A 26,052-nucleotide genomic window follows, 5' to 3' on the forward strand; every position below is an offset into this window, starting at 1 on the left:
TGATAGTGTCAACTTATTAAGAGGTGTCAATTTTGACTATACAAATCCCAGATTCTTTTTTATCGCTTACTCATACCTTTAAATCATGTGTAAACAAAGAAATACGTGAAGCAGGTATTGATATTGCTCCAATGGAAATTCAGTCGCTTCATTGTATTAATCGCATTGGTAACTGTACGGCGGCTTATATCTCCGAACAACTAGATAGGGATAAAGGGCAAGTAGCTAGACTAGTTAGAGATATGCTTAAAAAGAATTTAATTTATAAAGTGCTTAATCCATTGGATAGCAGAAGCCATTTGATCGAATTATCTGAATTTGGACAAGAAATTTTGAAGCAATTATTGCATATTGAAAATAACATCATGAAAGTCATGCTGGATTCAATAACGGAGAGACAAGTTGATCAATTTAATTCTATAGCATTAGAAATGGCTCAGAATCTGAAAAGATAGCTGTAAGAGATAATATGCTAAGTAGCGGATTTAGCCTTAGAGAGTAATAGGGTAAACTAGCGGCGGCAATACTTTGTTAATCTTAAACTTTTAATCCTATAGTGTTAATCGCAGTATTTAAAAAGCGGGCCAATAGAACTGTGGGAAATAAATACCCTTGTGGACATGCATATAACTTTTTTATGCCGAGCTGAAATGCCACCAACTCTTTGCTCTATGAAACTAACATCACGATAAAAAATATGAATAAAATGAATGTAATTTTACTTAGAAGTTTGTTATTGGGACTGCTGTTAACGCCTAACTTAGTGGTGGCTTCAGACATAGCGACTAGTGTGAGCCGCGGCGGAGAATCACGCCTTGCTGATGGCGGTTACTTTGAGCTTGGAGCCAGTGTTTACGGTACCAATCAGTTAGATATTCGCCAAACTGAACATGAGTCTGTGCAGCCTTCTTTACTCATCAGCGGCATGTATCAATACAAAGGTCTATTTATAGAGATGATACATGAATCTCAAGATGGGATTAATTTGGGTATAAATCTGTGGAGTTCACCTAATTGGTCTCTAGATTTTCTTGCCGCCAACTTGCAAAGTTCCACTAGCCGTAATCCAGATGATGCCCCTAATACTTTGGATGAAGCTGTTCGTAATGAATACCTAATGTCGATGGATTCACTCTTTATTGGTGCTGGTTTCAGGGCTACACGCTATTGGGATGATGACTATATTTTTCAGTATCGAATAGTAAGTGATTATTTTGATGCTCAAGGCATTGCTAGCTCTGCTCGGTTGGGGAAATCTTGGCAGGTTCGTAATTGGAATTTTCATGCATTAGCCAGTATTGAATACGCATCATCGAAGCTCAGTCGGCGCCTTTTTGGCGTTGAGAGCTCAGAAGCGACTGAGCTATTTCCTGAGTATCGCCCAGGTAGCGCTGTAACATACGGTATAGAACTCGGTGTAGCTTATCCGCTGAGTGAGAAACTGGTATTTCGCGCCATGTATCGCCTCAATGTGCTTTCCAAGGAAATAACGAATAGTCCTTTTAATCAAGCTGATTATGGGTCGTTTTTTAACGCCTCTATTAGCTATGTGTTTTAGGGGGCATTATGAAGAAATTTAATGTCTCTTTTGCATTTTTCTCGGCACTGTTCCACTCAGTTATCTGCGTCGCTATTCTTACACCTATCTCTGCTTTTAGTCAGGACAATACCATCGCCTTCACTGCAACTCCCGAGCGTTGCGTTGCCTTGCATAAAGGGCAAATTTGCTATCAAGATGTATTGTTTCGCTGGCAAACGCCAAGTAAAGGCGACTATTGCCTAGTGATGAGTAAAAGTGGGCGTCAGCTAACGTGTTGGAATGGGGCAAGCTTGCAAGAATATCACTATAGTTTTGAAGGTGATAAGACAACCTCTTTCAGTTTAATCACCGATGATAAAGCTGATCCCTTGGCTAGAGTTAAAGTGGTAGTGACTTGGGTTTATAAGGCTCCCAAACAGAGCCAATCAGGTTGGAGGTTATTCTAGTTATGGCAGTGAAAAAGCACATATTAGTGGTAGAAGACGACACTTCTTTGGCTGAGTGGATCAGTGATTATTTACTGGATCATGACTATGAGGTAACTGTTGCCAGTCAAGGTGATTATGCCTTAGACATGATCGCTGAAGAACTGCCGGATCTGGTCTTACTGGATGTAATGATCCCAGTGAAAAACGGTTTCGATGTTTGCAAAGAGGCGAGGGGCTTTTATTCAGGGCCTATTTTATTTATGACCGCCTGTGTTGAAGATGGGGATGAAATTCAGGGGTTGGAAATGGGCGCCGATGATTACCTCACCAAACCTATTCGGCCGCAAGTCTTGCTGGCACGGATTAAAGCGTTACTGCGCCGCGCCAATGATGAAGAGCCTAAACAACAGCTGGTATTTGGTGCCCTAGTGCTTAATGCTACCGCTAAAACGGTCACGGTTCATCAGCAAGCATTGGGACTTAATGACAATGAATTCGATGTCTTATGGCTGCTGGCATTGCAGGCGGGCAAAGTGGTGAGCCGTATTGACCTAGTGTCTCAGCTTAGGGGCATAGAATATGATGGCCTAGATCGCTCCGTGGATATCCGCGTATCTCGCTTACGCAAAAAGCTTCAAGAAGCTCAAGACCAGCCCTATAAAGTCAAAACCATTCGTGGCAAAGGCTATTTGTTTTGCCGCGATGATGCAGCGCCTACATCATGAAAAAACTTATCATTTCTTTGGTGTTGGTGGTGCTAGTGACCATTGCCAGTCTAGGCTGGTCTATTAGTGAGTTTGCCAGTTTTTATCATCAAGAAGATGATCAACCTAATCCGGCCAATCAGCTTGCCGCGCTAACCTTAATGGGGGCGGGGTTAGCCAAAACATTAGATAATCATCAGCTTCAAAGCCAAGCTTTTCTGACGAGTTGGAATCAACATAATATTGAGCAGCTGGCTTTAATGGGCAGCGTTGAATTTATATTACCGCCGACGCTAAAAGCCCAGTTCGATACCGATAAGTTTCTGATGTTGGAATCCGATGAAGGCATATCGTTGCACTATTTATTATCCAGTACTGGCCAAGTGCTCAATATCACTACTCCGTTGATAATAGAAAACGATAGTGGTTTGAACCTTAATAGGCTGTATACCATGTTGTTTTACCTTGGTGTGGTGCTGATTTTACTGTTGTGGGTGTCACCGTTGATTCGCCGTCTGATCAATTTAAGTCAAGCCACTCAAGCATTTGGTATGGGGGAATTACAACAACGGATTACAGTGAGTAAGACCTCCTATATCGGCACTATTGAAGCAGAGTTCAACCGCATGGCTGACCGCATTCAGCAGCTACTCGATGACAATAAATTGCTGAGCCGCGCTGTGTCGCATGATTTAAAAACCCCCATAGCAAGGTTAAGATTTGGCATTGAAGCATTGGAAGAAACGCAAAATCCACAGCTAAAAATTAAGTATTTCCAACGCATAAATCGCGACTTAGACACCATGGAAGACTTAGTGATGACTTTGCTAAGCTATGCTCGATTAGGCCAAGGTGACATTCCGTTAAATAGGCAGACCATAGAGTTAAATGCTTGGTTACAGAATAAAGTATTAGATCATGATGATGGTGAACATCAGATTGAATTGTTGTCTATACCTCAAGCAGTCACAGTTAATGTCGATCCTAAATACTTATCTATGCAGATGAATAATCTACTCAGCAACGCCCAGCGTTTTAGCTGTTCACATATTCGTGTAAGTCTAGTTGTTGAGCATCAAGTGCTGTGGATCCACGTAGATGATGATGGTCAAGGTATAGACGAGCTAGAAGCGATGCAAGTGATCAAGCCTTTCGTGCGGGGTAAACACAGCCGCGGCAATATGGGCCATGGCATGGGGTTAGCAATTGTGGATCGTATTGGTTTATGGATGGGATCAAAGCTTCACATTAGCCGAGCGCCAGAATTAGGCGGAGCTAGGCTATCACTGGCTTTTGAATCGTGCTCGATTTCAGACAGTGCAGTCTGACTGTATAATGTTAAAGCACTGTGAGTCAGTAAATAAAGACAGAACGAGAGCTTGTTATCTGAAACAAACAACAAGCTCACGGTATTATAAGGGGAAGTGCTAGTTATTACTGAGCTAGTGTAACTGAGTTTTAGGTGGCTACTCAGTGACTAGATTATATTTTATCATATCGGCTCTTTGCATCTTATAAACAGTAGCGGCTGGGGCTGCGTTAATGGTAAAGAAATAAAATTCGGGGCCTTTTTCTGCGCCAAGCATTTCTCTAAAGTACGTTAATTGTGCCCCATGGGCAGGGTCTGCTTTACTTAATTGACCTGCATCTTTTCCGGCAATACAGCACCAAGAATGAACCCCTAATTCACCACCATCTTGGTAAATCCTCTGACTACCAGCGGCAAATAGATCAACACCACCAGAATAAGCGAAGCTGCCTTTTGGCATCAATGTTGTTAAATTAGCTGCGCGAATAAGGCGGCCTGTATGCATATTAATATCATCATTTATTGAGCCGTTCACTTTGCCAAACTTAAGCGTATCGAAGGATTTTGTTTTTATTAACTCATCCATTTGAATATAGGTAGATGTGCCTAATGTGCCATTTAACGTCGCCACGTTACCATTAAGAGTTAATGTTGAATCTCCAGCCCCTAGTAGCGATTCATTGATGACAACACTAATTGAATGAAGATGTTTGGTATTAACTTCTTCAATTGAACCTTGGTAAACCATATAGTCTTCTTGCTCACTGAGCCCAATATTAATGCCTTTTAATATAGCAGTAGGGCTGAAGTGTTCAAGATTACTGGTGTCGCCCTCTAGTAGCGTGATGCTGTTGATGGGCTGTTCTTTTTCAAAATCAAAACCAAGATAAATCAGCCCTTTATCATATTTAGCTATGATGACCTTGTCAGTTTCATCCCTATCAACAAATAAAATCTTGTATTTTACGCCATCAATTTGAAGATCCAGCTGTTCATATTGCAACTTAAACGTCTCAATATATTCGGCGACGTTATCAGGTTGAATGATATGAACGTCATTGACCTTTTGGTTAACAACGACCTTTTTATTATCTGAACAGCCACAAGCTTGTAATACAAGCAGAGTTGTCAGTAATAAGATGACAATTTTGTTCATAAAAACCTTATACATTAATACACCAGAATATTGACGTGAAGCTAATGCTCACTCTTGAAGGTATTTGGTCCATAAGATGAACTATTAGCTAAGTTATTATCTGAATTTGATTGTGTAAAGCGGGTTCGCGCCTAGCCAGTGCATTCGTACTAGTACGGCGCGAACGTAAGTCGGATACTGTTAGAGGTTAACCTTCTACATCCACATTGCTTAAAATGAAGTTGACGTCATACACTCGAGATCCTTGGTGTTCTTCTTTGACATGAAGGCCTGTTACTTCCACCAGAACTGAGGTTTCTTGAGTTGTGCTTGAGCTTCCCCATAAGGTGTCATGACCACCTTCAAAGCCGACACCAAATTGACCTACTGAGTCGCGATCCAAATGTTCATTAGTAAAAGCAAAGTAGGCAAACCCCGCCTGTTGGCTAAGCTCGGCTGATTTTCGCATTACGTATTTTCGTGCCAAACCTCTGTCGGTATTGGTATTGCCCACAAAGCTGATTTGCCAGCTATTAGGGGCAATTTGCACGGTTTCAAATCCTTCACCAAACGACCAGAAATGCTTTTGGGTATCATAGGGGGTAGCACATGCCGTCAGCACTAATGCTATGCCTGCGCATAAGCATAAATTAATTATTGATTTCATCCTGTTATCTCGCTATTGATTAAAAGCTATAGCTCACACCAAAGGTTGTTAACCATTGATTATCAGAGGCTACGATAGGTGAATCAGCCATGTTAGCCCCTAGGTGGGTGTAAGCTGTACTTTGTGTAAGATCTAGGTTTTCCGTGATAGGAATAACCAAGGCATAACCGACCTTGAGGGCCAGTGCACCGTTGCTTTGATAAGCTGGACGTGCTGAGGTTGCTTCCAAAGATGATACGCCAGTGTAGTAATTGACGAACTCTTTACTGAAGTATTGGGCGCCGGCATAAGGTACTAAGCTGGCAAAACCTAAATCCATTGGATGGTAATAGGTAATATCAGCCTGATAGCCATTGTAAACACTGGTGACATCGTGCTGAAATTTAGCCGAAAGCGTGCCTTCGCCTACATGGAAATCGGCATTTAAGCCTAAATCACCACTGAAATCACGATCTTTCATGCCTTTTAGCACATCGGCGCTGTCTGCATCAAAGCCTGGGTTGGCAACAATAAAAACACTGAAATTTATTGCGCTGTCATTGTCACCTAAAAAACGATAATTGATACCGCTTAAATCGGCGTTAAAGTCTTCACCGTGGTAACCACCGTTAAAATACACCCCTGTTTGGTCGTCTTGCCCTTTAAAAAACTTGCTGCCAGTGGCCACGCCTGCGCCAACAAAATACTGGCCCTGATTACTGTATATATTACCGTTGCGAATGTAAGTGTTGTCCTGTGCCATGACATGGCTTGACATTACGATTGCTGAAATCGCGAAGCAGATTTTTTTCATTTTTGGATCCTTATTACGTCTGTTTAATGTTAGTGGGGTCACTATATTGCAGTTGTAATCAGGACACTGTATCCAATTGTAACTTGCCATCAGCTAAGGCGTTCTAGTTACCCAGTAATCTACAAAGTCGTTGGATTGGTTAACACCATGATTTTATGCTTTCCTTAGTCCGGTTGGCTTTCTCAGTTAGTTATCCCTAGTTCAGGTTAGTTAGTCATTTCAGTATGGGTTGGGGGTTGCAGCACTTCAAATTATTACAGTCGTAGAGCTGAAATAAAACAAAGCAGTATTCGGCTCCTTGATATTCAACCTATTTTTATTCCATTGTTCCAAATCCACAGATGACATCAAACAATTCCGCATCGATACCACTTTGACGTAGGCTATGAAATTTTTGCTTAAGGCTTGCATGCAGTTCGTCGATGTTTTTTTCTGCCCGCTGCATTGCAGACAAGCGACTGGCATTTTCACTGGCAAGTGATTCTGCGCAAGCTCTGAACAGACTGACAAAAAGATATTCGCGCACCATAGCGCGTAACGTTTGCTCCCGCTCAGGCATGACCTCGGGTAAGTTATTGGTCGGCCAATGAATACTAGCAAGGTTATGTTGCCAATGGTGATCCAGCGGTAAAAGTTGTTGGCTTACTGGGGTGTATATTGAACCAGAATGGGGACGATGATGAAAAAGATATACTTTATCGATTGTTCCTTGTTCTCGCTGCGTTTCCATTTCTATCAAAATGTTACCGACCAGTGTCGAAACAGTATTGATGGAATTTGGTAGCATAAAACCTCGCTCCAGTGTGAGCTTGGTGTCTGCTAGCCGCGACTGAAGACGTTCGCCCACAGCCCATAGGGTTTTATTGCCTGGCAATTTCATTAATGAATCGCTGACAAACTCCACCATGACTTCATTGAATTGCCCGACAAGGCCTTGGTCGGAACCAAATACGATTACACCAATGGATGCTTTATCTGGTTGTGCTTTTTTAGCGATGGAGCGGGTGGATTTATGTTGCTGAAAACAGGCTGTTAATCCAAGTTGCACGGTACGATAATAATCATCCAACGAGCGAACTGCGTTTTCATATTGACTGATATTAGACGACGCCATAGCTTTCATACTGCGCACTACAGAGTCAAGTTCTTCCGCATTGGTGATTTGGTGACGTAGACTGGTAACGCCTTCACTCATGTGATTTCCTTTCGCTTTTGACTGTGCATAAATGCTGCAAGTGCATCTCGGACCGGTTGCAAAATCGCGTCGCGATCTTCATCTGTTAATTTTTCGGTGCTTGCTAATCTTGCGGTAATTTCAACAGGGATATCGGCAGTGGCCGCGCGTACAGCAAGCTCGGCTTGGCTCATTGCATCTAAAGGGACTTCATCAAATAGATTAGCGGTTAATGCCAGTAATACAGCAATTTGTTCAATCATCGAGATGGGCGTGGACTCTGCTTGTTTCAGGCAAGCGCGAATGCGTCGACCATGGTCGATAATTTTTAGTGTGCTGTCATCCAATCGTGCGCCAAAGCTAGCAAATGTTTCCAGTTCTTCAAACTGACCGTAAGCCAGTTTTAGGTTTGATGCGACTGCTCGGTAAGCGGCTCGTTGAGCTTTGCCACCGACACGAGAAACCGATTTCCCGACGTCGATAGCGGGCAGTACGCCCAATTCAAATAACGAGGGTGAAAGGTATATTTGCCCATCGGTAATTGAAATAAGATTTGTCGGAATATAGGCGGAAATATCCTGCGCTTCGGTTTCAATAATGGGTAGCGCGGTTAATGATCCTCCGCCTAAATTTGGGCTCAAGTGAGTTGCCCGCTCTAGCAATCGCGAATGGATGTAAAAGATATCGCCGGGAAAAGCTTCACGACCGGGCGGCCGACGTAACAGCAGAGATAACTCTCGATAGGCTCTGGCATGGTGGGTCAGGTCGTCATACACAATTAATACATTGCGGCCTTGCTGCATAAAGTATTCTGCAATACTGGTCGCTGCATAAGGGGCAATATAAGCAAGGCCTGGAGGATCATTGCCTTCGGTAACCACCACAACGGTATATTCTAAGGCGCCTTGTTCATGCAGTGTCGCAATCACTTTTGCCACACCTGAGGCGCGCTGACCAATCGCGCAATATACGCAGAGTACATTTTTGTCACGCTGATTAAGTATGGTATCAACGGCAATGGCGGTTTTACCCGTTTGCCTATCACCGAGGATTAATTCACGTTGCCCAAGGCCAACAGGAATAAGCGCATCGATAACTTTAATGCCGGTTTGCAAAGGCACACTAACAGGTGCTCGATTCATAATTGCAGGAGAGGGACGCTCAATGGGTAAGCGTGCACTGGCAATCAGTCTGCCTTTGCCATCTAAGGGCTCACCGATAGGATTGATAATACGGCCGAGCAGGCCTTCTCCCACTGGCACATCAACTAGATGCCCACAGCGTTCGACTTCATCACCTGCCTGCAAATGCCAGTAATCCCCAAGCAGTACCGCGCCTATTTCATCTTCATCAACATTAAAGGCAATGCCAAAAATATCACTGGGGAATTTCAGTATTTCTTCAAAACCGACCCCAGGTAAACCTGACACTTTTGCTATGCCAGTAGCAATACTGGTAATGGTGCCTATTTCTCGTGGTTGCAGTTGTGGCGAAAAAGACCGTCGCGCTTGCTGCAGAATCGAAAATGTCTGCTCAAAGGTTGCTTGCAGTAAATCAGGCGCTAGCTTCATGACTGTCTGTCTTTGTTGTTGAGTGAGTATCGTTAGCTTGTTCAATATTCATAGGGGATTGCAGTAACTCGTCAACCCGTTTTGCTAATGAACTGAGGTATTCGTTAATACTCCATGAGATTTTTTGCCCTTTGATACTGAGTTCAATTCCACTGATGACATCGGGCTCTATTGAAAATTGGATTGGTATGTCGTGACTCAATATTTTTTTAATAGCCGCTTCAATAAGTGAGCACTGCGGTGTTGGAAGTGCAAAGGCGGTTCGAATTAAAATAGGTTGTGCAGCGGCATTAATTGCTGGAGATATTGCTGATTGTAGCGAGGCTATTTCCTCATCGTTTAAGGTATTCAAACGGTGAATGAAAATATCTGTCATGGCTGCTTCTAGAGAGGTTCCAGCAAGATCGCCAAGTACCTTACGGGCTATCGAGAATATTTCTTCCCGTGCGCGTTGGCTGATTGCCACTTGCAAATTGAGTTGCTCGTTTTTAAGCGCTAATTGTAATTTTTTTCGTAGGTCTTGTGACTCCAGTCTTACAGCTTCAAATAAACGAACACGTTCGGCTTCTGTTTCATCTTTTAGCTTATTTATACGAGTGGTTTTTTGTTGCTCAAAATCGGCATTTTTTTGTTGAAACTCTTCTCGTTGAAGCTCTGCTTCAATTCTTTTAGCCTTAGTGTCTGCTATTTCTGCGGCAATTCGTTTTTCACGGGCATCGATGGAATCAAGAATGGGCCGATATAAAAACCGCTTCAGTAGCCACACGAGTACCAAAAAATTTATCACTTGCGCAAATACGGTAAACCAATCGATTAACATAGCCTATATACCCGCAGCTTGGTCGATCACGTAATTCCAAAAAGGGTTAGCAAATAGCAGTATCATCGTTACCACAAAACAATAGATCGCGGTTGATTCTATCATCGCCAAACCAACAAACAGTGTGCGGGTAATGGTGGCTGATGCATCTGGCTGCTGGGCCAAAGAGGATAGAGCCGTCGCTACCGCCTTTCCTTCACCGAGTGAAGGTCCAATAACACCGATGGTGATGGTAAACCCTGCGGTGATAATCGATACCATTGCTATAATTGTTATGCTGTCCATAATCACTCCTAAATCAATTCAAGGTGTTGGTTCATTGTTGAGAGCCCGTTTTTGTATCTTGTTTCTCGGTGGAGGCCGAGCCATCTTGCGCAAGTTCGCGCTCCGGTTGTTGAATGCGAGTCGCCGCAGCGATGTACACGGTTGCTAAAATAAAAAAGATGTAGGCCTGTACCATGCCAGTGAGTAAACCGAGCAGAGTCATGACAATAGGAAACAAAAAGGGAGTAATACTCAACAGAATACCGAGGATCATCACTCCACTCATCATGTTGCCAAACAGTCGCACCGCTAAGGCCAGCGTACGCGACACCTCACTGATAAGGTTAAATGGCAACATAATGACAGTAGGCTTTGTGTAGGAGGCGAGGTAGCCGCGCAAGCCTTGCTTCTCTATACCAAACATAGGTACTGCTACAAATACACATAGCGCCAGCGCTACGGTACTGGAAAGTGAACCCGTAGGCGGTTCGAAGCCGGGGATCACCGTACAGATAGCTGAGGTGGCGATAAACAAAAATAACGAACCGAGAAATCCAAGATATTTATGAGGATTACTCAGACCAACCTCTTCAATCTGTTTGCTAATGGTAATGACCACCACTTCCAGCAAATTTTGCCAGCGAGAACGCTGCATATCCTTGGATAACTTTCTGGTAATCAGGATTGAGCCAATCACCAATAACATCATTACTATCCAAGTAAATACAATGGCTGCGTTGAGCTTTACAAAGCTCATTTGCCAGAAAATAATTTGGTCGGGGCTAAGGTTCATAAACGGTCTTCTTGTTTATCGACTATAAGTGTTTTTCTCAACGGTTGAGCCTGCTCTACCTGCAGGGTGTATCGCGTTGCCATGAGGCGCACTAACATAAATCCGAGTAATCCGGCTAATAAATGGTATCCATTGTCGCCAGCGATAAAATAGAAGCCAGCGATCACAATGGCGGAGCGAAATAACAGACTGGCGATAAATAACAACGCAACATGTTGAGTCGATTTTAGCTGGCGAACCGTCCACCAAAGTCCGGCGAAAAAAAAGACCCCTAGCAATGCACCTGCCAGTAATGCCAATGTGAGCTCTACAAATATGTTGTCTACCAATACGTTTTCCATAATGACTTTTCCATCAAGTACTTTTCTATTGAGTCATTTGCTACCAACTAATTTTGTATCAAATAAGTTGCGTCAATAAGTTGCATCAAATAAGTGGCCTAAAAAATCAATCGAGTTCATCACCTCGGTGAATTTCCTTATCTTCTTTATCAACCCAATGCCAAGCATTAAAACAACCCAGGCATAACCCAATAATCAATAACATTAAGGTTCTGGAATGTTCGCCAGGATAGTGTTTATCCAGCCACATTCCGAGTACTGCACCAAGCACCGTTGGGATTACCACCGACCAACCAATAAGCCCCATCATCCCAAAACCGGTCCAGACGGTTTTATTGATATGTCGCTGCGCCTTCAGTTTTCGTGTCGCCATGTCTTCAACTTGCTGGCTAAACTTGTCGTTGTTGGACTTATCTTTTTCAGGCTTTGGCGGTTCGGAATGTGACTTTTCCGGAGTGATGTTTTCCTCTGGTTTATGATTCATAGTGAGAGCCTGTTGTTTTCCATATTTAATATGTGTCCTAAGGTCTAACTCTTCAGATAACATTGCGACACTAACTCTGTGTGGCGTCTTGTCATTCAAGCCAATAGCCAACACTCAACAACAACCATTCAGCTTTTAAAAACACTAAAGCGTTAAGCCGAACCCTTCAGGCAACATTCATCTTGATAGAACGATAGGCCCTAAACTCTGTCATGATGGAACTCAGTCAGGCGTCGCATGAAATTACTTTCCATCTTGATCAGTACCGAACGCAATTGCTGTTCTTGTTCATCTAAGTGCATAAATTCTTGCTCAACGGCTTGATGTAATTCGCTCAACGCCAAACCGCCTATGGCATTACGCACCGAAATCAGTACATCAAAGCCCGTTTTAACCAGTACACCTTCATCAATAGCAACGTACACTTCATCAGCACCATCGTACTCAAACACCAATAACCCAGCTGTCAGTGACGCCACGCAGTCAAGCCGATGTGGCAAGATGCCAAACGAACCTTGATGCGTAACCGCGACAATGCGCACCACATTTTTCTGCTCAGCAAAAACCTTATAAGGCAGCAAAATTTTAAGGTTCATGTGTGCAGACTGCATATTCCGGTCCTTGTTTGTCTGTTTACTTGTCCACGACTACTGACTGTTTACTCTGTCGAGCTTAGGGCGATACTTGCTAACAGCTTCATCAATTGAACCAATCATATATAGGGCACTCTCTGGATAGTCTTTAAATTCATCGTGTAAAATTCGTTCGCATCCATCCAGAGCATCATTAAGACTCACCAGCTTTCCGGGCATACTGGTGAACTGTTCGGTAGTAAAAAAAGGCTGGGTAAAAAAGCGTTCGAGACGACGAGCGCGCGCCACAATCTTATGATCCGCTGGCGATAATTGTTCCATGCCTAACATGGCGATAATGTCTTTAAGTTCTGCGTATTGTGCCAGTGTGCTGCGTATTTTCTGCGCCAAGTCATAGTGCCTTCGACCGATAATGCTCGGTGTGGCCATTTTTGAATTAGATAGCAGCGGATCAATGGCTGGATAAAGGCCTTCACTGGCCCGTTTTCGCGATAGTACAATTGATGCCGAGAGATGCGAAAAGGTATGTACCGCAGCGGGATCGGTAAAATCATCTGCTGGTACATATACCGCTTGAATGGATGTAATCGCGCCGCTGTCAGTATTGGCGATACGGTCTTCGAGTTGCGACAACTCGGTGCCCAAGGTTGGTTGATATCCTAAACGGGCTGGCATTTGTCCCATTAAGCCGGACACTTCCATACCCGCCTGAATAAAACGGAAAATATTATCAATCAGTAACAGTACATCGCGATGTTCATCGTCGCGAAAATATTCGGCCATGGTTAATGCGGCATGGCCTACACGAAAGCGTGCTCCAGGTGGTTCATTCATCTGACCGAACACCATTACCATGTTATCCAACACGCCTGCGGTTTTCATCTCACGGTAGAGTTCTTCGCCTTCACGACAACGCTCACCAATACCGCAAAAAATACTCACACCAGCATGTTGGCCGACCATGTTGTGGATCATTTCTGTCAGTAATACCGTTTTACCTACACCAGCACCACCAAATAACCCCGCTTTGCCGCCACGCTCAAGCGGCATTAACACATCGATCACTTTGATTCCGGTTTCGAATACTTGGGATTTAGTCGCCAGTTGAGCGATGGCCGGCGGTTCGTTATGAACTGAACGCCATTGAGTACCTATTGGGGGGGCCTTACGATCAATGGCGTTACCAAAAACATCAAACATGCGCGATAGAATGGTTTTACCAACAGGTGCCAATAAGGGGCCGCCGCTGTCTTCTACCAACATGCCTCTTGCTAGCCCTTGTGTTGGTGTCAGCGCGATGCAGCGCACTCGATGTTCATCTAGTTGCGAAAAAACTTCGATTAAAATTTGCTGCTGGTGCCCAGTAGTTAATAAGGAGCGAATAGGAGGGAGTTGCTCAGCAAACAGAATATCGACGACACTACCGCGTATCGCTATAACTGTACCTGAATTGGGTGAGGCATTTTTTCTATCCATCATATTCTTTCGATTATCTCCGATAACCAGATTGAAGTGCATAGAGGTAAATAATAGAAGACTTACAGATTTGTCAGCATCGCTAGACTTTGATTAAGTGTCAGTCTCTATTTATGACAGCAAGCCAATGACTTGTTCTATTCGAGTGTTATTGGTCTATTAGTTATAGTACTAGCGGAGCTGTTTTACCATGTGATTGGCGATGACCAGTATCAGTAAAAATCAAATACGGACACTATTTTTAAAGGTGTCGAAAAGCCTAGAATAGACCAACGCATTAGCTCAACCAAACACATATCCAACGTAAAACTGAGTAATCAATCCTAACAAAATGCTTGCAAATATTTAGCTCATTACTTTATTAAAAACCTTTTGGCGTGCTTTGCGTTGACGCAGATCAATTCAGAGTAATAGAGCGGTTCAACCTCGGCTTAACCTTGTCTAAGAAATGAGTAATAACGGCACTGCTGGTGGTTAGTAATGAGGTTGAAATGATTTACTGAATAATCGACAAGTTAGCGATGTCGGCTGTTGTGACTTTGATTGCCATCTTTCAGATATTGGGGCGGGAGATTATCGCATTGTCGTTGCCAATATTTCCGTCGACAACAAAAAGGCCAGCCTCGATGGCTGGCCTTAATATTCGCTCAACAATGGTGTTAAATTGCCCAACCACCCATGTAAAAGGCGACTAAGCCGAGGGTAATTAACATAACCCCAAGTCGTAGTTTACGCCACTCGCCACTGCACATGCGGCCAATCACCAAGGTAACAAACCCAAGCATAATCCCAGTAACGATATTACAGCTTAAAATAATAAATACCGCGCAGGTTAGGCCTGCCATTGCATCCACTTTATCGTCAAAATCAAGCTTGGTGACATTGCTTAGCATCAGTAAACCAACATACATCAGCGCTGGAGCAGTCGCATAAGCAGGCACTAAAAAGCTTAACGGTGCTAAAAACATCATCATCAAAAATAACAAGCCAACGATGGTCGCGGTCAGGCCGGTTTTGCCACCTGCAGCGGTGCCTGCTGCGGATTCAATATACACCGCTGCTGGTGCGCCGCCGACCACGCCTGCAAAAATACTGCTGACAGAATCGGATGTCAGTGCCTTGCCACCGCCAACAATATTGTCTTTATCATCGAGAAGTTCCGCTTGCCCTGCAACCGCTCTAATTGTGCCAGTTGCATCGAAGATAGCGGTCATCACTAATGCCAACACAATAGGCAGTACCACTGGGTTCAGTGCGCCCATAATATCGAGCTGACCAATTAGCGATGTTTCAGACATCAAGTCAGGCAAAGCAAATAAGCCTTGATATGTCACGCTAGGATCAAATATTAACCCAAAAATTGATAACCCGACGATGACCAGCAATATGCCACCAGGCATGCCTCGGCGTTCAAGCCCAATCGTCATAGCAAGACCAACAATTGTAGCGATAACCGGTAAGCTATTAATATCACCAAGCTTCACAGGTAAACCGGCATCGTTAGATACAATCAATTTTACGCTATTGGTTGCAATAAGGAGTAAAAACAAACCAATACCAATACCCGTACCGTGAGCAATACCGGTTGGCAGGTTAGTGAGTACCCATTGACGAATGCCAGTGACACTCACAAGTGTAAACACGATACCCATTAGGAAAATAGCGCCAAGGGTGACAGGAATCGATATTCCCTGGCCTAGCACCATACTAAATGCAGTAAATGCGGTGAGTGAAATTGCACAACCAATGGCCATTGGCAAATTAGCCCATAGCCCCATGAGCAACGAACCAAATGCGGCAATTAAGCAGGTAGCGATAAACACTGCCGCAGGGTCAAACCCAGCAGTGCCCAACATGTTTGGCACTACAATTACCGAATAAACCATAGCCAAAAACGTTGTTAAGCCAGCAATGACTTCACGTTTTAAGGTACTTCCTCGGGCAGAAATATTGAAATAGCGATCCAAAAATGAATCAGAAACAGCAGTGTTAGAGAGAGTCTGTTCAGACTTCATAGTGATGATACCTTTTGATCTCTTAAATGATGAGTTAACCAATGGTCATTCATTGGCGACACGGCTATGGCAGGTAGAGCCCCAAACGAGAAATACTTGGGTGAGAGATCCACTTGGCGCATATAGCGTTAGTGACCTGCGAATATTGTGATAAACAAATTTGTTATACACATGTCTGGTAAAATTTACTCTTACCAACACAGCCTTTGTCGGCGCGGAGTTTACAACAATCAACAATGGGGAAATAGGAAGCGGCCAACATTTTTTGCTATATGAGTAAAAAATGCACCCCAAAAACAGATTGCTCGTATATCTCACCATAAAAGTTACTCGCTGTTGTAATCACTGCCTTTGAGTATTCAACACTTATAACGGATTACCGCCCTTGGTATAGCAATTTAATACCATTGTTTAAGGATAATTGTGTTTGCTGTGAGTAGGTCGATTAACTGGCGCTAGTTCAAGATCTACTTTGGTCATTCTAAGCTGTTATTGCGGGGGAGTCAGTGGCGAAGTCGTATTGGTGAAGTAGCAGTGAAATGTTATGAGTAAGCTCGGTAGAGGACATTTTCGAATGCTCAATTCATCGCAAATCTGGCAATAAGTATGTTTGTTATGACGAGGAAAAGTATTGCCGCGGAGATAGTGCCCTAGCGTTTTGGGTGACTTAGTTTGCACTTGATGGTGCTTTAACAAAAAGGGCTTTGGACGTGTTATTGGTCCAAAGCCCTATATTTAATGCTAACGCGTTATGCTGAATTGGATGGCGCTTAAATCGCGACAGTCACTTTATTGAGCCATGCTAACTCGTCACCTTGCATTAATGGCGCTAAGGTTTGACGAACTTTTTGCTGATATTGATTAAACCAGTTCACTTCAAAATCAGTTAACAATGACTTATCGATTAAGCGTGCATCCATTGGAATATGGGTTAATACATCAAACTCATACATTTCACGCTCTGCACCTGCCAATGCTTGGCAATGTTGCACAGTGACTAGGTTTTCGATGCGAATACCAAAACCATCGGCGCGGTAATAACCAGGCTCATTCGACAATACCATTCCTGGTAGTAATGCCACGCCATTGACGTTTTTACCAATGCGCTGCGGGCCTTCGTGAACACTTAGAAAGTGACCGACACCATGGCCCGTTCCGTGGTCATAATCAAAACCATGCTGCCATAAATACTGACGAGCAAATGCATCGAGTTGCACACCAGAGGTGCCTTTAGGGAAGCGGGCTGTATCAAGGGCTATGTGGCCTTTTAATACCAGGGTGACCATTTTCTTCTGTTCATCGGTCACTTTGCCAATGGCGATGGTGCGGGTGACGTCGGTGGTGCCGTCTAGGTATTGGGCGCCAGAATCGACTAAGTAAATGCTGTCCATGGTCATGGTGCTTGGGGTGCCATTATTGTGGTTGTAATGGCACATGGCAGCATTGGCGCCGGTGGCTGAAATAGTGTCAAAGCTTGGCTCGCGATACAGCGGGTCTTGTAATCTAAAGCTTTCTAATTTGTCAGCCAGTTGTGCTTCATCGTGCATAATGTTTTGTTCAATTTGGCTGTCTAACCAGGCTAAAAAACGGCTAACGGCAGCGCCATCACGAATATGACACGCTCGCATACCAGCTAATTCGGCGTTATTTTTTTGTGCTTTAGGTAATGCAACCGGGTCAGAGCCAACAATCAGTTTAGCACCGCCTTTTTGTGCCAGTAATTGCGAATAGGCGTTGGCAGAATGTGGATCGGCCAATAGCTTAACCCCATTCATTTGCGCTAATACGGTTGCCAGTTCTGCTTCATCTTTAAAGCTCACGCCAGCACCTACATGCTGTTCAATATTTTGCGGCACTTTAGTTAAATCGGTAAAAAAGGTCATATCGCCATTGGTCGATAATAATCCGCAGCCAAGTATGACGGGGAAGCGCGGAACGTCATTACCACGGATATTCAGTAACCAACAACATGAATCTAATGCGGCAATAAGGGCAACATCGGCGCCTTGCTTGTTAACCAGCTGACCAATTTGTTGACGTTTCTCGACGCTATTACGTCCTGCACCTTGGTGGCTAAATAAAGTCATGGTGGATGCTGACGGTGCTGGGCGGTCTAACCAACTTACATCAATCGGGTTGTTATCAACTTCAACTAAATTGATTTGGGCTTTATCAAATTGCGCTTTAGTTTGTTGATACCAAGCAAGAGTATGTAAGCGACTGTCGATGCCGACGCTGGAGCCTGCAGGTAATGTATCGATTAACCAGTCAATTTGCGGGTCGTCATACAGGCTTAAATATTCAAATAAGTTACCGTCTACTTGTTGGCGTACTTGCACTGTGTAACGGCCGTCGGTAAATATTGCTGCGCGGTCTTTTAACACGATTGCCATGCCAGCAGACCCCGTAAAGCCAGTGGCCCAATGTAAACGCTCATTACGAGCAGGGACATACTCACCTAAATATTCGTCAGCGCGAGGAATGATGAATGCATCTATTTGGTTTACTTCAAGCTGTTGGCGAATGGCGTTAAGACGCGTAGCAATAATATTGAACATGGTTTCTCCGTTGGAGGCGACTGATGAACTCAGCTCTGTAGAATGAACTGCGATTATCGCAAGCGTGACGGCAAACTGGCAAGTGAAGTCGCTGACATAATGTGGAGCAAGCAGTTTAAAATTGTAAACTTATATTGTATACAATGGTAACAAAGCGATACAGGCGGTATCCTTGTCTGTATTGATTACCTTGTATATTTAAACAAGGTAAGACGATTTGATTTCCACAGACTCTAGATAAATAACAATAAAAATAACCAAAGGAAAACCTATGACAATCGGTGTCGGCGGCGTTAGCCCGCAACAAGCATTAGCCACACTCACTAATATGACTCACGGTGTAGCTGCGATAAGTGATGATGAATTTAATCAACGAATTCAACATGCACAACGATTGATGGCGCAACATGGTTTAGAAGCAATCTATGTGAATGCTGGTACTAATTTGTACTATTTTACGGGTACTCGTTGGTTTTCTAGCGAGCGTATGGTGGGTGCTATTATCCCCGCTGTGGGTGAGGTTCAGTATATTGCACCTGCATTTGAGCTCGACACGTTACAGGGTTATATGACCATTAAAGGTCAAGTAAATACGTGGCATGAAGATGAAAGCCCATATCAATTATTTGCCGATGTGCTGGATAACATCGGCTTGAGCCAAGCAAAAATCGGTATTGATGAGTCAACCGCCTTTTTTATTAGCGATGGCATTGCCCAAGCAGCTCCTCAGCATCGATTTGTAAGTGCGACAACAGTAACGGCAGGATGTCGGATGATTAAGTCGGTTGCCGAAATTGCCTTAATGCAACGCGCTAAAGACATGACACTTGAAGTGCATAAAGCCACCGCCAGTATCTTACGTGAGGGCATCACCACTACGGAAGTGGAAGACTTTATTAACCAAGCTCACTATGCCGTGGGCGCGGCCAAAGGTTCGTACTTTTGCATCGTGCTATTTGGTGAAGATACAGCGTATCCGCATGGAGTTAAATCACCTAAAGCGCTTGAGAAAAATGACACGGTATTAATTGACACCGGTTGCCAGTTACAAGGGTATAACTCTGATATTACACGTACTTATGTATTTGGTGAGCCTAATGCTCGTCAGCGTCAATTATGGCAACTTGAGCAAGATGCACAAATTGCTGCGTTTGATGCTGCTACCTTAGGAACCCTGTGTGGTGACGTCGATGCAGCTGCTCGTGTCGTGTTAGAAGCCGCAGGCTTTGGCCCAGACTATAACGTGCCAGGTTTACCTCATCGTACTGGTCATGGTATCGGTTTAGATATTCATGAATGGCCATATTTGGTGCGTAATGATGTTACGCCACTGGCAGTGGGCATGTGTTTTAGCAACGAGCCAATGTTATGTGTACCTGGGGAATTTGGGATCCGTCATGAAGACCATTTTTACATGACAGCGCAAGGGCCTAAATGGTTTACAGCGCCAGCGAAGTCGATTGATGACCCGTTTTATCTAGCATGATATTTTTTTAATTATCACTGACAAATATAGTCAGCTTAACGTCGTGGCGCTTCGCCCACACCCGACCAAGAAGGGAAACACTGCTTTCCCCTCTTGGATCACCCCAGCAGCTCCGACAAAGTGTTGATCCTCATAGCATAACAAAAATCGCCTAACGGCTCAGATGGTACATCTGATGTGAATGGACTGACGAATGTCGTGATGACATGGATGTCACTGAACGACCATGTACCCCTGAGTCTGTGTCATATCTGCAAGACAGGAGTCTACATGCCTTGAAACACATGGATGTGTTATAAAGGCCATGATGTCACTACGGCATTTTTATCACGCTATTTCGGACACTTCGGACGGAGAATCCTTGAAGCTGCAGATTTATGAGTTTTTATTAAGTTGTTTTCGGGGAACTGGAGGATTAAGAAAAATTAGCTAAGTGGTATGAGTCAAGCAATAGCAAAAAGCCTCCGCTATGGAGGCTTTGGATTTTTGGTGTAGTTCTTAGTGTGAAAACTATGTCATCTATTATTTAATTTTTAGTTAATTTCAAATAACTCAACATCAAAAATCAGTACTGAGCCACCTTCAATTTTACCTGTTGAGCGATTGCCGTAAGCCAATTGGCTTGGAATATAAAAACGGAATTTATCGCCAATATTCATGAGTTGTACACCTTCGGTCCAACCGGCTATTACTTGATTTAAGCCAAAGCTGATTGTTTCGCCGCGATCAACAGACGCAACCGTCAATGAGTGTGCCGTGATGATAAAAACTAAAATTAAAGTTTTTAATTTTAACTTATGATATCCATCTGATTAAAAAGGACATACCATATTTTGTATAATTTCATTTTGTATCTTATTATCAAGCTTTTTTAATGCTTCAAACGAAGATTGAATAGCATTATAAAGGGCGGAGTCATTAGCATTAAGAGGTAAATGCTCTGCAATCATACCCGTTGAATTCATCAAGTATTGATTTTCTTTATCTTTATAGATCTTTTTTGTTATTTTAAAATCACCAGTAGCAACTAAAAAGTCATACCAATTTTTGTAATCGTTTACATTAGGGTAAGTTTCAATAGTGTGTGGAGACAGGTAATCTATTTCAAAAATACCTTCTATAAATTCTTGGAAGGTTTTAGCTTCAGCCTTCAAATCAATTTCACTAATTTTTTCTTCAGCATGTTCAGCATCTGTAGTTCTAAGCAATACTTTTATTAATTCAGCTGATTTTTCAGTCGCTATCTTTAAGTCATCAATTAGTCTATTTGTGATTCGCGAGTCATCAGATCTTTTTCTTTCTGCTAGCAAGTCATACATCATTCCTGCCCATTGCTTCTTTAGATAGCTTTCCATATCTGCAAAGTTATTAAATGATACTAACGAATTGTTAATGCCACTTTGTCTTACTTCATCGATGAAGCCAAAAATCTTAATGTTGTCGATACTTGTGTATGCGATTTTTTCGTAAAATTCAGGATTGCTTTTCTTGTTGGAAAGATAAGTATGATGGTCTGAATAAACTGCATTCTCAACTAACGCAAAAATAGGAATCTTATTTTTGACAGCTTCTCGATACTCATTATTAGTAATAGACCCTTCTTTGTCTTTATGTTCACCACCGTATCGCCCGCCAATGATCAAGATGAACAATTGGCAAGTAGCAACCTCACTCAGGCAAGCGTCATGTGTATGTGTATCTACACCGTAGTAAACATCACCATCGTCAGAAAGTACTGGCTCGTAACCTATGGTTTTAACAAAGTATTTCAGGTTTTCTCTGATATGTTTTAAGTCGTAACAAGTGGAACTGATAAAGACTCTAGGGATAGCCAATGTGTAATCCTTTACTGGGCGATAGTTGAAAAATATCGGGTTATTGTTGTTATGTTTAACCTGTAGGCTAGAACTGTCAACAACAGTTTAAAATTAATAAAGTACTTAGTAACTCAGAAAATGCAAAAGCCTCTCGAAGGAGGCTTTCATCTACGGAACAGACAATTAGTTAATTTCAAATAACTCAACATCAAAAATCAGTACTGAGCCGCCGGCAATTTTACCGGTTGAACGATTGCCGTAAGCCAATTGGCTTGGAATATAAAAACGGAATTTGTCGCCAATACTCATGAGTTGTACACCTTCGGTCCAACCGGCTATTACTTGGTTTAAGCCAAAGCTGATTGTTTCGCCGCGATCAACAGAGCTGTCGAATACGCTACCGTCAATGAGTGTGCCGTGATAATGCACGGTAACTTTGCTTTTTGCGCTAGGGTGTTCAGTATTATCGCTTTTAACGAGCACTTCATATTGTAAGCCAGACAAGGTTTGGCTGACGCCTTCGCGTTTGGCATTTTCAGCTAAAAAAATCTTACCTTTCTCAATGTTTTCTTTGGCGGCTTTAGAATTGTTAGATTGAGTGAAAAAATAAAAAATAACGCCCGCAATGACCAGTACGGCCAAAATCATACGCATAATTGATCTCGAATTGTTGGGTATATAGTGCAACTAGTTTAGCGTAAAAATTGCTGGGCTAATACTCATCAACACGATTGAAGCGATAATTGAACCAACAGCTTAACGGTATGCATCGAAAAACGGATGCCACTGCTGATAACACAATAAGCTGACTCCAACTGAGTTGAGTACGATGCAACACCACAATATCCGTTTAAAAGACGATTTTTGGGTTTTATGACGTAAGTGATACTGACCGAGTAGCGCTGCTGGCCAGCCGCCAATTAAAGAAAAAAACTGTAAGGTGCTTTCTTTGATGCGCCATTGCCCCTGTTTAGCGGCAGATTTATCACGATAATATAAACTAAAAGTGACCAGATTAATTAGGCCATATACCCCAGCTAACCAAGGCTGAATAGTGGCAAAAATAGCGCCAATGAGCAGCAACATTAACCAAGCAAACTTATTCATTTTAGTGCCTGCTCTGTGAGATTAATTTTATCATATTGATTTCGTCATACTGATGAGATCAATCAGCATTGCACACAATGGTAGTTGCATAGATTCTTCTTTTAAGTGTATATGTTTCACTAGCTTGTGCGGGAGACTAACACACGCCAAAGCTTTTCTAATGGGCCTTGGTTGAATTTGCGTAAATAGACATCTGCTAACAACAGTTGAAATACACTGTAGATAATCGCAATTGAGACGTAACCTACCCTGTCTAGTGAATACAGCCAGTCTGGTGCGATATAACGTAACAGTAAAATACCGACTATTGACTGGAGAATGTACAAACTAAATGCCATCCGCCCGACGTTTTGCAGTCGTTTCAGTCTATGTGGCGTATTTTGGCAAAATTTGACGATAATGTGGATGTAAATCAAAGCCATCGCAATAGCGCTGAACCACAATAAAAGATCTGACATCGACTCCAACATCTGATTGCCGCTTAGACTTAAAATTGAATCTAATGATGCTAATGTGATGGCCCAAAATACACATTGCCACAGGGTTTTATTATCCAATCCATCAACAAAGATATTGCGTTTATATAACGCCATCCCTAAAAGCATTAGGCCGGTGATATACCACATTAACGTTAATGGAATAACCGCTAGCATGTATGCAAACATGGTTAGGTGCAGGGTCAGTTGTTGTTGGTAGCTACCTGTCCAAGCTGCAAGTTGCTCGATGAAAAATGCTGAATCTCGTGAATAAACTTGATCGTCAGGCATGAGCGAAATAAGTGCTATGGGTATAAATGATAAAAAGATAAACCATTTAGCTTTACGGATTAACTCATCAGCACTGAGGTTAATGTAGCGAAAGGCCAATAATCCGCTGACACCATAAGACAATAATATATCGCCAGGAAATATGAAAACAGCGTGCATTACGCCAAAGGCAATTAACCAATACAGACGGCATTTTATGCGTTTATTTAGCTGGCTAGTGGTGGCAGTGTCCATTCCCATTTGCTGGCGTTGGTATTGGATTAACATTCCCACCCCAAAAATCATCGCAAATAGACTAAAGAAACGACCTTCTAAGAAGAAATTGCTAAAAATGAGTAGGATAATGTCGCTGGTGGGTTGAACCTCATGAGGAGCGTAACCGAAAAAACTATTGCCCATAAAATAGATATTAAGGAAGAAAATACCTAATACGCCAAGCCCTCTGATAGCGTCAAGATTAGCCAAACGTGCTTGTTTGATTGGAGCATTATGCTCATCCATGTTCGTTGCAGTGTTAATCGCTTAATTCCTTTTACTTTTAGCTGTTTATAAACCCTCTTTATTCATTAAGGAGGCGCTGTTAGAGATTACCAGCCAAATACGGTAATGCAACTAGATAATGCGTTTAGGGAAGGGGGGAACGATTATAAAAAAAACCAAGCGATCAGCGTAATGCCGCACGCTTGGTTTGTTAAGTATTTTGTGAAGTAAGTTTGCAGGCTTATTTGGTTGTTTGTACTTCAAGGAACGGGATAGTACCAGTAGGTAGCATAGTTGTTGGTAAGCGCCCATCCCAACGTTCCGCTTTAGTTAATTCAACTAAATTTTGATTTTGCGCTAGTGCTTCAGCACGAATTTTAATGGCTGATGCTTCTGCGTTACCTTTAATACGGATACTTTCAGCTTCGGCAATTGCTCGGGCCAATTGTGAGTCTGCTTCAGCTTGTGCTTGAGTCACGGCAATTTGGGCACTAACACGCTCTTTTTCAAGATTCTGTAATTGTGTCTGTACTTCTACTTCTGCACGCATTCGGTCTTCTACTGATTTCTCGTATGCGTTGCTAAAGTCGATATTTTCAATCTGTACCGAATTAATGGTCACCGGGCCTTTAATCGATTTAGTAATGGCGTCAGTCACATCAATACCAAACTTGATACGCTCTTGAACGGCTGAAATAGCCGTATACTTACCAAAAATATTCTCAATCTGCGTAGGTACTTGGCGGTCGAGTAAGCGCGACACCATTAAGTCGATACTTTTGAAATTAGCATACACTTCTTCAACACGATCTGGCGGTATGCTAAATGTGACTGATGCGCGTAATGTTGCAGGTTGTTGATCGCGGCTATACGCCTGTAAACCTTGGTAGTTTGCGGTGTGAGTTTGGGTTGATATTTTAACTACGGTATCCATTAGTGGAATTTTAAATCCAAGACCGGGTTCTGCAGTATCAATAATTTTACCGTTACGCAGCAATACCCCACGTTCGCCCTGATCAATGGTATACCAGCTACCATATAAACTGATCATCATTAGCAGTAAAACTGCGACTGGAATGATTTTACCGAGATGATTTGTGTTAGCTTGCGCCAGACCATTTTTTAACATTATGCTTCCCTAGCAAAGTGAATAAAGGTGATTAATTTACCTGGTTATTTTTGAGGTTTCTCTGAAATCCATAGCTTAATATGCCCTTGGACCACCACAACACCGTTAGTGTCATAGGCTTTTACGTCGACTAACATATCACCCACTTGCCATTGTTCTGGTTTTACCTCTGCCACACATAAAATGTCGCTGCCAGCTTTTGCTGTGTAATCAACGCTCATGCCTTTAGGGATCCAGCGTAAATGAGCCGGGATTGATGCTTCTGCCATCGTGCCCATGGCCATTTCCAGGCCATTACAAATAGCAATCACATGCACGGTTCCAATATGATTTTGGACTTTCTTGCGCTTTTTGATTAAACATTCGCAGCGGTTAACGCGTAAATCACTTATGTAAGGGTGTACTGTGCCAAAATAGGGCGCCATTCGAGACACCATTTTAGAGAAAATCTGTTTCCCAAATGGATAAGCAGTGACTTTCTTATACAGCGACATGACTTTATTGGGTTTAGTTGGGGTCATAAATGAACTCTAATTATTATCTGGTCGGACGAGATTAACATTGTTGTAACCTGCGGAAAAGCCCCGTTGAATATTTTCCA

26 protein-coding genes and 1 pseudogene are annotated in these 26,052 nt (G+C 42.8%); 6 read left to right on the forward strand and 21 right to left on the reverse strand.

The window, feature by feature from the left end:
* Positions 1–23: 23 nt before the first annotated feature.
* From H5181_RS11780 to H5181_RS11800, 5 genes are all read left to right on the forward strand, one after another.
* Positions 24–455 carry a MarR family transcriptional regulator gene (locus tag H5181_RS11780; protein ID WP_310734282.1) on the forward strand — a complete coding sequence of 144 codons (432 nt, stop codon included), beginning with the start codon at positions 24–26 and terminating at the stop codon, positions 453–455.
* Positions 456–706: 251 nt separating this feature from the next.
* Positions 707–1,558: a MipA/OmpV family protein gene (locus tag H5181_RS11785; RefSeq protein WP_182751124.1), complete on the forward strand. Its 852-nt coding sequence runs from the start codon at positions 707–709 to the stop codon at positions 1,556–1,558.
* A gap of 8 nt (positions 1,559–1,566) precedes the next feature.
* Positions 1,567–1,986 carry a DUF3019 domain-containing protein gene (locus tag H5181_RS11790; RefSeq protein WP_257984967.1) on the forward strand — a complete coding sequence of 140 codons (420 nt, stop codon included), beginning with the start codon at positions 1,567–1,569 and terminating at the stop codon, positions 1,984–1,986.
* Positions 1,987–1,988: 2 nt separating this feature from the next.
* Positions 1,989–2,693: a response regulator gene (locus H5181_RS11795; protein ID WP_182751103.1), complete on the forward strand. Its 705-nt coding sequence runs from the start codon at positions 1,989–1,991 to the stop codon at positions 2,691–2,693.
* Positions 2,690–4,000 (forward strand): ATP-binding protein, encoded by a 1,311-nt coding sequence (locus H5181_RS11800; RefSeq protein WP_182751104.1) that lies wholly within the window; start codon positions 2,690–2,692, stop codon positions 3,998–4,000. Before H5181_RS11795 ends, H5181_RS11800 begins: the two co-directional genes overlap by 4 nt.
* Positions 4,001–4,138: 138 nt before the next feature.
* On the opposite strand, the gene H5181_RS11805 is transcribed toward H5181_RS11800, so the two are convergent.
* The 14 genes from H5181_RS11805 to H5181_RS11870 all read right to left on the reverse strand — a co-directional run bounded on the left by H5181_RS11805 (position 4,139) and on the right by H5181_RS11870 (position 18,665).
* Positions 4,139–5,137, reverse strand: a complete 999-nt coding sequence (locus H5181_RS11805; RefSeq protein ID WP_182751125.1) for a hypothetical protein — start codon at positions 5,135–5,137, stop codon at positions 4,139–4,141.
* Positions 5,138–5,324: 187 nt separating this feature from the next.
* On the reverse strand, positions 5,325–5,783 hold the full coding sequence (locus tag H5181_RS11810; RefSeq protein ID WP_011638503.1) for a CC0125/CC1285 family lipoprotein: 459 nt from the start codon (positions 5,781–5,783) through the stop codon (positions 5,325–5,327).
* Between the two features lie 19 nt (positions 5,784–5,802).
* Entirely contained in the window at positions 5,803–6,576 is a 774-nt protein-coding gene (gene ompV / locus H5181_RS11815; protein ID WP_182751105.1) for an outer membrane protein OmpV, read from the reverse strand.
* A gap of 316 nt (positions 6,577–6,892) precedes the next feature.
* Entirely contained in the window at positions 6,893–7,771 is an 879-nt protein-coding gene (locus H5181_RS11820; RefSeq protein ID WP_182751106.1) for a F0F1 ATP synthase subunit gamma, read from the reverse strand.
* Positions 7,768–9,321, reverse strand: a complete 1,554-nt coding sequence (locus tag H5181_RS11825; RefSeq protein WP_182751107.1) for an alternate F1F0 ATPase, F1 subunit alpha — start codon at positions 9,319–9,321, stop codon at positions 7,768–7,770. The genes H5181_RS11820 and H5181_RS11825 overlap by 4 nt, the downstream gene beginning before the upstream one ends.
* Positions 9,305–10,141 (reverse strand): F0F1 ATP synthase subunit delta, encoded by an 837-nt coding sequence (locus tag H5181_RS11830; protein WP_011638499.1) that lies wholly within the window; start codon positions 10,139–10,141, stop codon positions 9,305–9,307. Before H5181_RS11830 ends, H5181_RS11825 begins: the two co-directional genes overlap by 17 nt.
* A gap of 3 nt (positions 10,142–10,144) precedes the next feature.
* Complete coding sequence (locus H5181_RS11835; RefSeq protein WP_011638498.1) at positions 10,145–10,426, reverse strand: F0F1 ATP synthase subunit C; 282 nt, start codon at positions 10,424–10,426, stop codon at positions 10,145–10,147.
* A gap of 31 nt (positions 10,427–10,457) precedes the next feature.
* Positions 10,458–11,198 carry a F0F1 ATP synthase subunit A gene (locus H5181_RS11840; protein WP_182751108.1) on the reverse strand — a complete coding sequence of 247 codons (741 nt, stop codon included), beginning with the start codon at positions 11,196–11,198 and terminating at the stop codon, positions 10,458–10,460.
* Positions 11,195–11,539, reverse strand: a complete 345-nt coding sequence (locus H5181_RS11845) for an ATP synthase subunit I (RefSeq protein ID WP_011638496.1) — start codon at positions 11,537–11,539, stop codon at positions 11,195–11,197. The genes H5181_RS11840 and H5181_RS11845 overlap by 4 nt, the downstream gene beginning before the upstream one ends.
* 106 nt (positions 11,540–11,645) lie before the next feature.
* Entirely contained in the window at positions 11,646–12,023 is a 378-nt protein-coding gene (locus H5181_RS11850) for an AtpZ/AtpI family protein (protein ID WP_011638495.1), read from the reverse strand.
* 200 nt (positions 12,024–12,223) lie between these two features.
* Positions 12,224–12,634, reverse strand: coding sequence for a F0F1 ATP synthase subunit epsilon (locus tag H5181_RS11855; RefSeq protein ID WP_011638494.1), 411 nt, complete (start codon positions 12,632–12,634; stop codon positions 12,224–12,226).
* Positions 12,635–12,670: 36 nt separating this feature from the next.
* A complete protein-coding gene (atpD, locus tag H5181_RS11860; RefSeq protein WP_182751109.1) occupies positions 12,671–14,095 on the reverse strand; it encodes a F0F1 ATP synthase subunit beta in 1,425 nt (474 codons plus the stop codon).
* Positions 14,096–14,751: 656 nt separating this feature from the next.
* Entirely contained in the window at positions 14,752–16,107 is a 1,356-nt protein-coding gene (locus H5181_RS11865; RefSeq protein ID WP_182751110.1) for an NCS2 family permease, read from the reverse strand.
* A gap of 770 nt (positions 16,108–16,877) precedes the next feature.
* Positions 16,878–18,665 carry an aminopeptidase P family protein gene (locus tag H5181_RS11870; protein WP_182751111.1) on the reverse strand — a complete coding sequence of 596 codons (1,788 nt, stop codon included), beginning with the start codon at positions 18,663–18,665 and terminating at the stop codon, positions 16,878–16,880.
* A gap of 271 nt (positions 18,666–18,936) precedes the next feature.
* On the opposite strand from H5181_RS11870, the gene H5181_RS11875 reads away from it, so the two are divergent.
* Positions 18,937–20,151, forward strand: a complete 1,215-nt coding sequence (locus H5181_RS11875) for a Xaa-Pro peptidase family protein (protein WP_059747969.1) — start codon at positions 18,937–18,939, stop codon at positions 20,149–20,151.
* A 533-nt stretch (positions 20,152–20,684) separates the two neighbouring features.
* On the opposite strand, the pseudogene H5181_RS11880 reads toward H5181_RS11875, so the two are convergent.
* From H5181_RS11880 to H5181_RS11910, 7 genes and pseudogenes are all read right to left on the reverse strand, one after another.
* A pseudogene (locus H5181_RS11880) lies at positions 20,685–20,916 on the reverse strand (FKBP-type peptidyl-prolyl cis-trans isomerase); the annotation flags it as partial.
* Positions 20,917–20,963: 47 nt separating this feature from the next.
* Positions 20,964–21,986 carry a DUF4062 domain-containing protein gene (locus tag H5181_RS11885; protein WP_182751112.1) on the reverse strand — a complete coding sequence of 341 codons (1,023 nt, stop codon included), beginning with the start codon at positions 21,984–21,986 and terminating at the stop codon, positions 20,964–20,966.
* A gap of 165 nt (positions 21,987–22,151) precedes the next feature.
* Positions 22,152–22,622 (reverse strand): FKBP-type peptidyl-prolyl cis-trans isomerase, encoded by a 471-nt coding sequence (locus H5181_RS11890; protein ID WP_182751113.1) that lies wholly within the window; start codon positions 22,620–22,622, stop codon positions 22,152–22,154.
* Between the two features lie 102 nt (positions 22,623–22,724).
* Positions 22,725–23,075: a DUF1294 domain-containing protein gene (locus H5181_RS11895; protein ID WP_182751114.1), complete on the reverse strand. Its 351-nt coding sequence runs from the start codon at positions 23,073–23,075 to the stop codon at positions 22,725–22,727.
* Positions 23,076–23,194: 119 nt separating this feature from the next.
* The gene (locus H5181_RS11900; protein ID WP_182751115.1) at positions 23,195–24,343 is read right to left on the reverse strand and encodes a DUF418 domain-containing protein; all 1,149 of its coding nucleotides are present in this window, start codon (positions 24,341–24,343) and stop codon (positions 23,195–23,197) included.
* Positions 24,344–24,563: 220 nt separating this feature from the next.
* Positions 24,564–25,451: a prohibitin family protein gene (locus H5181_RS11905; protein WP_123881998.1), complete on the reverse strand. Its 888-nt coding sequence runs from the start codon at positions 25,449–25,451 to the stop codon at positions 24,564–24,566.
* 44 nt (positions 25,452–25,495) lie between these two features.
* The gene (locus H5181_RS11910; protein ID WP_011638485.1) at positions 25,496–25,972 is read right to left on the reverse strand and encodes a hotdog fold domain-containing protein; all 477 of its coding nucleotides are present in this window, start codon (positions 25,970–25,972) and stop codon (positions 25,496–25,498) included.
* Positions 25,973–26,052 lie beyond the last annotated feature (80 nt).

The sequence above is a fragment of the Shewanella sp. SG44-2 genome (assembly GCF_014164215.1).
In the GTDB taxonomy this organism is placed as follows: domain Bacteria; phylum Pseudomonadota; class Gammaproteobacteria; order Enterobacterales; family Shewanellaceae; genus Shewanella; species Shewanella frigidimarina.